This is a genomic window from Agrobacterium genomosp. 2 str. CFBP 5494 (assembly GCF_900013495.1).
GTDB classification, from domain to species: Bacteria; Pseudomonadota; Alphaproteobacteria; order Rhizobiales; family Rhizobiaceae; genus Agrobacterium; species Agrobacterium pusense.
Map to the genome: position 1 here is coordinate 232,000 of NZ_LT009720.1, position 10,212 is coordinate 242,211.

Annotated in this window: 5 protein-coding genes and 5 pseudogenes; 5 read left to right on the plus strand and 5 right to left on the minus strand. The window is 56.1% G+C overall.

Annotated features, from left to right (window positions below; all coding sequences use genetic code 11):
• Positions 1-27 precede the first annotated feature (27 nt).
• Positions 28-1,113 carry a catalase family protein gene (locus AGR2A_RS25600; protein WP_072495379.1) on the minus strand — a complete coding sequence of 362 codons (1,086 nt, stop codon included), beginning with the start codon at positions 1,111-1,113 and terminating at the stop codon, positions 28-30.
• Positions 1,114-1,247: 134 nt separating this feature from the next.
• Here AGR2A_RS25600 and AGR2A_RS25605 point away from each other — a divergent pair, with 134 nt between their 5' ends.
• On the plus strand, positions 1,248-1,895 hold the full coding sequence (locus AGR2A_RS25605) for a TetR/AcrR family transcriptional regulator (protein WP_072495378.1): 648 nt from the start codon (positions 1,248-1,250) through the stop codon (positions 1,893-1,895).
• Positions 1,896-1,980: 85 nt separating this feature from the next.
• On the opposite strand, the pseudogene AGR2A_RS25610 reads toward AGR2A_RS25605, so the two are convergent.
• A pseudogene (locus AGR2A_RS25610) lies at positions 1,981-2,696 on the minus strand (IS6 family transposase).
• 307 nt (positions 2,697-3,003) lie between these two features.
• Positions 3,004-3,888 (minus strand): annotated as a pseudogene (locus AGR2A_RS25615) (S-(hydroxymethyl)glutathione dehydrogenase/class III alcohol dehydrogenase); the annotation flags it as partial.
• Between AGR2A_RS25615 and AGR2A_RS25620 the strand changes: the two are divergent.
• Positions 3,887-4,079: pseudogene (locus AGR2A_RS25620) on the plus strand (integrase core domain-containing protein); the annotation flags it as partial. The pseudogenes AGR2A_RS25615 and AGR2A_RS25620 sit on opposite strands and share 2 nt — an antisense overlap.
• A 174-nt stretch (positions 4,080-4,253) precedes the next feature.
• Here AGR2A_RS25620 and AGR2A_RS25625 read toward each other — a convergent pair.
• Together AGR2A_RS25625 and AGR2A_RS25630 are read right to left on the minus strand one after the other, a co-directional pair.
• Complete coding sequence (locus AGR2A_RS25625) at positions 4,254-4,607, minus strand: ArsR/SmtB family transcription factor (protein WP_072495376.1); 354 nt, start codon at positions 4,605-4,607, stop codon at positions 4,254-4,256.
• 384 nt (positions 4,608-4,991) lie between these two features.
• Positions 4,992-6,740: a methyl-accepting chemotaxis protein gene (locus AGR2A_RS25630; RefSeq protein WP_080823585.1), complete on the minus strand. Its 1,749-nt coding sequence runs from the start codon at positions 6,738-6,740 to the stop codon at positions 4,992-4,994.
• A gap of 289 nt (positions 6,741-7,029) precedes the next feature.
• On the opposite strand from AGR2A_RS25630, the gene AGR2A_RS25635 reads away from it, so the two are divergent.
• The 3 genes and pseudogenes from AGR2A_RS25635 to AGR2A_RS29325 all read left to right on the plus strand — a co-directional run.
• Entirely contained in the window at positions 7,030-8,619 is a 1,590-nt protein-coding gene (locus tag AGR2A_RS25635) for a putative bifunctional diguanylate cyclase/phosphodiesterase (protein ID WP_080823514.1), read from the plus strand.
• Between the two features lie 761 nt (positions 8,620-9,380).
• Positions 9,381-9,746 (plus strand): annotated as a pseudogene (locus tag AGR2A_RS25645) (IS110 family transposase); the annotation flags it as partial.
• 66 nt (positions 9,747-9,812) lie between these two features.
• Positions 9,813-10,212: pseudogene (locus AGR2A_RS29325) on the plus strand (IS3 family transposase); the annotation flags it as partial.

The window sequence follows — 10,212 nt, forward strand, 5'->3', positions numbered from 1 at the left end:
AGGGAACTGGGTTTGGTGAAAAAAACGTCAGTCGGGGATCTGATCGATCGATGTCGGCTCGATCCTCGGCTGCGCGTTGAGTTCATGCCGGCGTTGCGTCGATCGCTCGTAGGCCGCAACACGGATACGCATAATCGAGCCCAGCGGCTGGTGCTCGCGAATGCCGTGCCAGGGATTGAACGACAGGACGTCGTCACCATAGACGCGTCGGGCCGGGGAATAGGCGTCCTGCGGCGGAATCCGGATCGTGCCGATCGGCTGATGTGGCGAAAGCTCCTCCCGCCAGAGAACGGCCGCATCTTCGACAGGCATGTCTTCGGTGTTACGACAAAGTTGGGCTCGCACCTCGTATTCGGCACCTTGTTTGCGAAAATGCTCGACGACCAGGTCTCGCATCGTGCCGTCCTCCACGTCGCCGACGTCTTGTCCGGTCAGAGCGCGGACATTGTCGGAGAGCGGCGAAACGCTGATCTTCGCGATAAAGTCGCCGAACCGGATGGCCGCCATCGAGTGGTAGGTCTCACCGAGAAGATGGAAATTGTCACGGGCAAGGCCCTTCAACGTTGCGCCCGGCTCGAAACCAACGGCCTCGACAGCGTGCTCGACGCCACGGGCGACACCGGCCATGGCGCGTTGCAGGAAGGCCGGGTTCTGGGCATTCTTCTCCAGCAGGCCGACAAGCTGGCGATACTTCTGGATCGTCCCGAAGCTGAGGACCGGAATATTGACCAGCAGAAAATCCTGATTGCCGCCGGTATCGCCAGACAAGAGCCGCTCGCCATTGACACCGATCATCTTGATCGCCATGCCGCGCGGTGCGGGGATGGTATCGGAATGGATATCGCCCGGCGCCGACGACAGGCGGATCACCACCGGATAAGTGGCCGGACGAGCGAACATGCCCTGGCACAGATGCTCGGGCAATTCCGGCACCACCAGTTCGCCTTTCAGAAATCCATGGCTCTTGGCGTGAGCGTCCCGCACCGCGTGGCGGTGTCGCTCGAACGCCTTGCGGTTTGAGGCCGCCATGATGTCGAGGATCTCGGCGGTAAGAGCCTCCTCGTCTTCGGTGCGGATCTCGACGGTCGGGTCATAACGCAGGTATTCGCTCAAATCTGTCTCTCAGATGCTGTCGTCACGACAAATGTCAATTAATCGTCGGTTTCGGATATCACTTGATATTTGAAGTTAGAAAGGCGTATCGTTCAGAAAAGTTCCAGCCGCCGCGAAATTCTTTGGAGGATGTCATGCCAACCAGCCGCAAGGAAACACAGCGTCAGACGCGCGAGAAATTGCTTGCAGCTGCCAACGCAACGATCGTTGAAGAAGGCGTGGCATCGATCTCGATTCGCAGTATTTGCACGGCTGCGGGGCATTCTCAGGGGGCTTTCTACTCCAACTTCGCAAGCAAGGATGATCTGCTCGTCGACCTCATGGAGATTCATATCCTTGAGGAAATAGCCCTCTTGCGAGGTCTCGTCGCCGAGGTTGACGGTCAGCAGGATGACATAGAGGCGACGCTTTGCGTTTTGACGCGGAGACTGACGGAATTGGCGGCTCAGCCGCAGTGGTCGCTTCTATCAGTGGAATTGCAAGTGCATGCCCGTCGCGATCCGGTATTCGCGAAACGCCATAACGCCTCGAAGGCAACCTGCTACAAGGTGTTCTCACAGCTGATCGATGATCTGGTCGCACGCTATGACCTCAAGCCCGCCCTACCGTCCAGGCAGATCGGGATCGGTCTTTATGCCCTGTGGTCGGGCATGGCCGTGCAAGGCGATGTCGCCGGGGCCATGCCACGCGAGCAAATGTTGCTGGCCTTTTTCCGGGCCTTGACCGGGCTGGCGCCATCCCGTGACCAGGCATCGCCGTTCAGCGCGACGAACCGGGCTTAGTGCCGTCCGCTGAGCAGGAATGACATGGTGATATGGTGATGTCACGTTGTTTGGCTGAAGCCAGGTGAAGGGTTTGCGGCTGAAATCAAGCTACCGCGCCGGTCACAGCCTTCCACTGCGCCATTGCGCGGATTCGATGAATGTGTGTTGCGAGGGCGGAGTGCTTCTGGTGTGGCGGGACGAAGTGATTTCTGATTGCTGAAAAGACCGAGATGAACCGTTGCAATCCGCCGGCGGATCGAAAGCCTTGCATCACCCGCTCTCGTTTTCGCAGAGGCAGATGTGAATTTTCCGCGCGATTGTTCAGGCCTTTGTGCGATCGATGTTCAACGGTAGGCATCACGTCGCGCTTTGCCGCTCCATATGAACGCAGCTTGTCCGTGATGATCCGCTTCGGCGCGAGGCCTTGCTTCTTCAGCAGCCGGAGCAGTAATCGCTTGGCAGCCTTCGTATTCCGGCACGCCTGAACGATTTCATCGAGAATGTATCCCATCCTGGTCAACGGCTCGCCAAAGCCAGTGCTTGCGGCCGCCGATGGTGATCACCACCTCGTCCAAATGCCAGATATCCTTTCGCGACGGGCGTTTTCTGCGTAGCTGCTTTACATAGGCTGCACCAAATTTGCGGCCCCACCGTCGGATCGTCTCATAGGACACAACGATGCCGCGCTCCAACAGCATTTCCTCGACCAGCCGCAAGCTAAGGGGAAACCGGAAATAAAGCCAAACGGCATGGGCGATGATCTGCGATGGAAAACGGTGGTTCTTGTAGCTGATGGCCGATGTGTTCATTGCGCCCGATTAGCCAGCAACGGTTAAGTCACCAACAACGTGACATCACCTTTTCCAGCATTAAACAAAGGTTACGACAAAACCATTTTTCCCGTTGGGTCCCGCGACGAGGCCACACACACTCCGATGGTAAGCGCCCGGGCCAGGCGGCCCTGGTCCGTGCCGCTATCGGCATGTAACGATCGCACTTCGGCGCTTGTTACCGCATCGCGACGCGTTGCCCATTTGCCAGAGCGCGCTTCATCATGGCCGGGGTCGGGCCATGATGACGGCCGAGTTGTCGATCCGAGCGCCTCGCGCCGCTTCGGATCGGCGGGTCAGTAGTGAATGATCGTGCGGATCGACTTGCCTTCGTGCATCAGTGCGAAGGCCTCGTTGATCTCCTCCAAACCCATCGTGTGGGTTACGAATGGGGCCAGATCGATATCGCCTCTCATCTCGTCCTCGACCATGCCGGGGAGCTGTGTCCGTCCCTTGACGCCACCGAAAGCGGACCCCTTCCATACGCGGCCCGTGACGAGCTGGAACGGCCGGGTGGAGATTTCCTCGCCCGCGCCGGCAACGCCAATCACGATCGACTGACCCCAGCCACGGTGCGCTGATTCAAGAGCGGCGCGCATGACGTGGACGTTGCCGATGCACTCGAAGGTATGATCGATGCCCCAGCCCGACATCTCGATCAGCACTTGCTGGATGGGCTTGTCATGGTCCTTAGGGTTGATGCACTCGGTCGCACCGAACTGGCGTGCCAGCTCGAACTTGGACGGATTGGTGTCGATGGCGATGATGCGACCCGCCTTCGCCTGGCGCGCACCCTGAATCGCCGCGAGGCCGATGCCGCCGAGGCCGAACACGGCGACCGAGTCCCCGGGCTGGACCTTGGCGGTATTGTGGACTGCACCGATGCCGGTCGTGACGCCGCAGCCGAGCAGGCAAACATGTTCGGGGTTTGCCTCGGGATTGATCTTGGCGAGCGAGACTTCGGCGACGACAGTGTATTCACTGAAGGTTGAACAGCCCATGTAATGATGGAGGGGCTGACCATTGTACGAAAAGCGGGTGGTCCCATCGGGCATCAAGCCCTTGCCCTGCGTTTCGCGGACAGCGACGCACAGGTTGGTCTTGCCCGACAGGCAGAAGTCGCACTTGCCGCACTCGGCGGTGTAGAGCGGAATCACGTGATCGCCCGGCCCGACGCTGGAATGGGCCGACGACTACAACAATTTCCGGCCACTCATCGCTCGGATACCAGACCCCGGCGGACTATGCAGGGATCATCGCCGCAACCGGCACAAACGCTACGCAGTGTGGAAGATTCACGTTTCCGCCGGTTGCTCCCACCACGCCCTTTGGCGTATCAAAAACAGCCGAGGCTCTAATCGCAGCCGGATGAAACTTCAGTGGCAGGTCACATGCTGTAGTTTTTGGTATATGGGCGGGGCCAAAATAAAAGCCTCCCTCTCTCAAAGGGAATTCTCGCGGGGTGGTTAAGGCCGTATTGCGAAGGCGGGTTAGCCCGGACCAGAGCGAAAGCGTACTGCTTATGGTTTCTGTGAGGTGGAATTCCTTAGAGAGGAAAAGTATTCCTGTGAGAAACGTCGGCGCCGCTGACACCGTGGTGATGAACGTAGGGGAGGTCGGCGATGGCGTCTAGGATTTTCAGAACTGCGTTGGACTGACAGTGATAGTAGCGAGTCTGGGCCTGCTGGCGCCATTCAACCAGCTTGGCGTCACGCATCTTCTTCAAGTGTTGGGAAAGAGCTGACTGACTAAGATTTACGTGTTGGGCAAGGCTGTTAACGTCCCATTCCCTTTGCGTCAAAAGCCTGAGAACATGGATGCGTGAAGAATTAGACATGATGGAAAGCAGGCGTGCGGAAGCTTCCACCTGAAGTTTTAAATTATTTTCCACCACAACCATATTGACTATCCGTTTTGCATTGGGAGGACAATTTCGAATCAGTCGCTTCGCATATACTAATCGGATCTCATATCGCTAGCACGTTTGGTGTGGGGCATTGTTACACCACTCAGCTTCCGACGGCGACGACGGAGCAGACAAGTGGAAAACAGCCCTTTGAATCTCGCTATTCCCTGCTATGCGTCCGCTGGTGCAGCGAACACGTCGTCATCGAGTATCTCGATCCATTGGCGTCTTTCCACCGTCTGATCCCGGACGAGACCGAGACCATCAATTTAGGAGCGGCGCAGACCTCCAGCTAGACCTTGGAGCTTATGCGTTTCCGACGATGACCAATTCAAGCGAACTGATCTTCCATGCGGAGCCACCAAAACACGACTTCGTCTAAGCCGCTGATCGTTGGTTCTTCTCGCCGCCGATTTGCGGAGCTGCACCGTTCGCTCTATTTTGGTAGATCGTCTTCTTGCCGTATCCCCTTGCCTCTGGGCCGAGTTTGGACGCTTCAGAGCCGGGCTCGCGAATCCACTTGCGCCGGTTGAGCTTGAAGCGTTTCACCAGGGTTTCCAGCTCGCTTGCGGCGGCAGAGACGGATTCGGCAATGGCACCCATGCTGCTGACCATGCCAGCGTTTTGCTGCGTCATTTGGTCCAGCGAGTTCACCGCGGCATTGATTTCGTTCAGACTGGTCGATTGTTCTCGCGCGCCGACGGAAATGCTTTCGATGTTAGCATTGATCGACTTCACATACTCTTCAATATGTTTCAGGGCTTGACCTGTTTCACCAACGAGCCGAACACCTTCCTTTACCTCAGCCGAAGAATTGGCAATAAGACCGGAAATCTGTTTCGCAGCACTGGCCGAGCGTTGTGCGAGCTCGCGGACTTCCTGTGCGACAACGGCGAAGCCTCTACCCGCTTCGCCGGCACGCGCCGCCTCAACGCCTGCGTTGAGTGCGAGGAGGTTTGTCTGAAAGGCAATTTCGTCAATCACGCTGATGATGCTGGTGATCTCCTTTGAAGCGGATTCGATGCGTCCGATGGCATCGACGGTAGCCGTGACAACTTGAACAGAGTTTGCTGCGACCGTGTTGGCTTCGGTAACCAGTCTATGGGCTTCGGCAGTCCGTTCGGCCGACTGCCGCACTGTGACCGTGATCTGTTCCAGAGCGGCGGATGTTTCTTCAAGAGCCGCCGCCTGCTGTTCTGAACGATGAGCAATTCCGTTGGCGCTGGAACTCATGTCCCCGCTTTTTTCCGTTAACATTGACGTTTGGCTGAGGACCTCTTCCAGCGTTCCCTGGAACTTCGCTAGCGACTCATTGAAATCGTGTCTGAGGTGCTCAAACTCATCGACAAACGGCTCGTCAATCGTGATGCGTATATTGTTATCCGAGAGACGTTCAAGGCCTGCTCCGATCTGCTGCAGTGCGGTCACTCGGCCCGAGACATCGGTGGCGAATTTGACAACCTTGAAGACTTTGCCTTCGTCGTCCATGATCGGATTGTAGGTTGCCTGAATATAGACGGAACTTCCGTCCTTCCTCAAGCGCTTGAATTCGTCGTTGAAGAACTCGCCTCTCGCGAGGCGTGGCCAGAAGTCGGCATACTCCTTTGATGCAAGATAATCCGCCTCACAGAAAATCTGGTGGTGCTTGCCGACAATCTCGTCAAGGGAATAGCCAAGTGTGTCGAGGAAGTTCTTGTTGGCCGTCAGAATCTTGCCATCAGGTGTAAATTCGATCACGGCCTGGGCACGGGAGAGGGCATCCAGCTTGCCCTTGCTTTCCAGGCTCTCGCGTTTGATGTCTGTGATGTCGGTTGCGATCTTCACGACCTTGATGACCTTGCCGCCACGGATAACGGGATTATAGGAAGCTTCCAGCCAAATTTCCCGACCATTCTTGCCGATCCTCTTATATTGGCCGCGGTCGAACTCACCGGAACTAAGACGTTTCCAGAATGCTGTGTATTCTGCAGACTGGGCATCATCCGGCTTGACAAACATCCGATGGCTTTTGCCGATAATCTCGTCACGACTATAACCGACCGCCTTGCAGAAGTTCTCATTGCCGTCGAGGATCGTGCCGTCGGTTTTAAACGAGATAATGGCTTGTGATCGTTCGAAAGCCTGCATGACAGAATAGAGACTGCCGGCCAGGATGGTGTTCAGGTTCACGAAAGCCTCCGCCTTGAAAGAATTAGGCCTTCACTATCTAACGAACTGATTAATTTATCATTATCCATCGCGCTAATGTGGCCCCGCGGGCCGAGTTCGGCATCCTATTAAAAAACGCTGTGACAAACGAGCTCAAAGCAAAGACCGCCGCGCGCTTTTAACCGAAAAACAATGGATTTGAGTAAAATCGAAAATAGTTTCCACCGCACGCGCTTGAACTACTATCAAGGCCGCGCACAGAGGTTCCATGCCAAACTTCCGTCATAATCGCGCCAACGTCGAGATCTTTATCTGGATCGGTGCATTCGTTTTGCTCTACGGCCTTGCCTCGTATTTTAATGCCCATGAGGTTCTGGACCATTATTTCCGAGATCATGAGAGTTACAATCTCGATGAGGTGTTTACCGCTCTTAACATCGGTGGTTTCCTGGGACTAGCCTACTGTGTCCTCCGGATCAAGGATATGTCTCACGAAATCTCTCGCCGCATTCTCGCCGAGCGTGACGTCGACTGGATTGCTTTCCATGACCCACTGACAAAGCTGCCAAATCGACGCCTTCTTGACGCCGTGACCGCCCGGGAAGATTTCCTTTCCGGCGACCGCTATGGAGTGTTCAGCATCGATCTGGATGGGTTTAAAAAGGTCAACGATCTGCTTGGGCATGATAGCGGCGATGCTGCTCTCAAAATTACGTCCGAAAGGCTGGCGGAGGTTTTCCCCGACGAGCATATCTATCGGCTAGGGGGCGACGAGTTCGTCGTGCTGGCGAAGCTTAAGGGCCAGGTCGATTTGAAAGCGCTGTCGGCCCGAATCGTACGTGCGATATCCAAGCCAATGACAATCAAAGGCGCGACGGTCGATCTCGGCGCAAGCGTGGGATATACGGTCGCAGGCATTAACGGCGTAACGCTCGCAGATGCAATCCATCAATCGGACTGCGCCATGTATGCTTCGAAAAAAATGGGCCGCAACAATGCCTCGGCCTTTACTCCGGCAATGCTTGATGAGCTCAACAATCGCATACAACTTGAGGCTCGTTTGCGCCAAGCCATGAGAGAGGGTGTAATCGAGCCCTATTACCAGCCTTTTGTAGAACTCAGCACCCGGAAGCTGGCGGGGTTTGAAGCACTTGCCCGGTGGAAAACAGCTGATGGCACCTTTATTCCCCCGTCTGATTTCATCCCGATCGCCGAAGATGCCGGGCTCATTGTCGAGCTAACAGAACAATTGTTCAGGCGAGCCTGCAAGGATGCAATGTCCTGGCCGGCCGACACAATTTTGTCTTTCAATGTCTCACCGACGCAATTGTGCGATCGGCTGCTCGGGCTGCGACTGCTGAAAATCATGGGCGAAAGCGGCCTGCCGGTTCAGCGCCTGGAAATCGAGATCACGGAAAGTGCGCTGATCAAGGACGCAGTTGCGGCCAAGGAAGTTCTGGAGGATCTTACCAAGGCGGGTATCCGGATTGCTCTGGACGACTTTGGGACCGGCTATTCGAGCCTTTCGCAGCTGTCGAATTACCAGTTCCAGAAGATCAAGATTGACAGGAGTTTCGTTCAGACATTCGAGGCAAGCGAAAGGCAGGATAAGGTCGTCCGCGCCATGATCGCGCTTGGTCATGGTTTGGGCGTTGAGGTCACCGCCGAAGGAATCGAGGAGCAAAGCCAACTGCAATACCTTCAGCAGCTTGGCTGTGATCTCGGTCAGGGCTACCTTTTCGGCCGGCCACAGCCGATTGAAGATGCCATCAGGACGTCGTTGGCGGCTGCAGGGACTGGCGAGGATTTGATGTCAGACGATGAGGGACGCCTAAAGCGAGATGTTTTGGGCAGATGACCCTTATTTGGCGAGGCGGAGACGATTCCCGCTCCCGCGAGACAATAGAGAGCGGTGCGATTTCGACGGACCACGTCCCAGAAGTTCACCGTGGGTTGGAGTGCCTTAGGACGATGGATCGGATCATTGACTGGTATCACCGCAGAAGGCCTGAAACACCTGTGATGCCAGCAGATCTGGTCGCGCTGCTTGCGGCGCTTCCCAACAACAGACCGATTTGCATCAGGGTCGGCATGACATATTTCGTGTTAACAGCGAGCACGGTCGCTATCGACGAGCAAGAGGGGTTGCTATTGGAGCCGCCAGTTCTAGGCGCGTAGGCGGAGTTCCAACGTTTCAATTCGGGCAAGCTATACACTCCATGCCGGTATAGGGTGGCGCCCAAGCGGTTGATCGTCAGGCGAAAACCTTATCGCCCGAGGACCTCTCCAGGTTTCATGACTGGCCAATTCTGTGCCTTCAACCTGGGACACCGGCGTCTGCCGCCATTGCCATGCAGTCGGTAAAAGCCGTTTCACTTTGTTCTTTCCCGCCCCGCAGGGGGGGGTATATGGCCACACTTTGACACAGTGCTCGACCTGAGGCACATCTTGACAATGGCCAATCGATTGACCCGAAACGTATCGCAGACACCTGAACTTGAGGCATTCATCGCTGATTGTCTCGAATCGGGTGATGGAGTGAGGAGGTGGACGGCCTCCGCACCCAACACTGTTGTGGCATACTGTGGCTGTCAAAGGTCACAATCGGGAGAACCGTCCATGAAGGAAGTTATCACAGTCGGCCTGGATATCGCCAAGCACGTTTTTCAGGTCCACGGCGTCGATCAAAAGGGCGATACTGTTCTGCGGAGGAAGCTCCGGCGATCGGAGATCATCAGCTTTTTCGATCACCTGCCACCCTGTTTGATTGGGGTTGAGGCGTGCGCCACGGCTCATCACTGGGCTCGGGTTCTGATTAATCTCGGGCATGAGGTTCGGCTGATGCCCGCCTCGTACGTCAAGCCGTATGTGAAGCGGCAGAAGAACGATGCGTCTGATGCGGAGGCAATTTGTGAGGCGGTCACGCGACCGACGATGCGTTTCGTTCCCGTAAAGAGCGAAGAGCGACAAAGCGTGTTGATTGTTGGTTTCCACGCGGAACTGAGCCGGTGGGGGTGCGGACGAAAACTTGGACCACCAAGGAGGTAGTTCATGTATTCCTACGCAGACAGACTTCGAGCGGTTGAGCTCTATATCCGGCTGGGCAAGCGACTTAACGCGACCATTCGCCAGCTGGGGTATCCCACCAAGAATGCGTTGAAGGGCTGGTATCGTGAGTACGTACAGCATCTCGACCTGCGTACTCAGCCGGTAGCGCGAGCGCCAAAGTTTTCCGAGGCCCAAAAGCAGGCTGCTCTTGAGCATTACCGCACTCACGATCGTTGCATCTCTTCGACGATGAGGGCGCTTGGCTACCCTGGTCGCGGAACTCTAACCGCATGGGTCAGAGAGGCTTTTCCGGAAGCGCGTTCATCCATGGTTGGTCGATCTTGGCGCCGTGGCTATTGTGATGAGATCCGGCAAGCGGGGGTCATCGGATTATGCAATGGAT

Coding starts and splice junctions, on each gene's coding strand:
- AGR2A_RS25605 (WP_072495378.1), top strand. CDS start 1,248: ATGCCAACCAGCCGCAAGGAAACACAGCGTCAGACGCGCGAGAAATTG.
- AGR2A_RS25625 (WP_072495376.1), bottom strand. CDS start 4,607: ATGGTTGTGGTGGAAAATAATTTAAAACTTCAGGTGGAAGCTTCCGCA.
- AGR2A_RS25630 (WP_080823585.1), bottom strand. CDS start 6,740: ATGCAGGCTTTCGAACGATCACAAGCCATTATCTCGTTTAAAACCGAC.
- AGR2A_RS25635 (WP_080823514.1), top strand. CDS start 7,030: ATGCCAAACTTCCGTCATAATCGCGCCAACGTCGAGATCTTTATCTGG.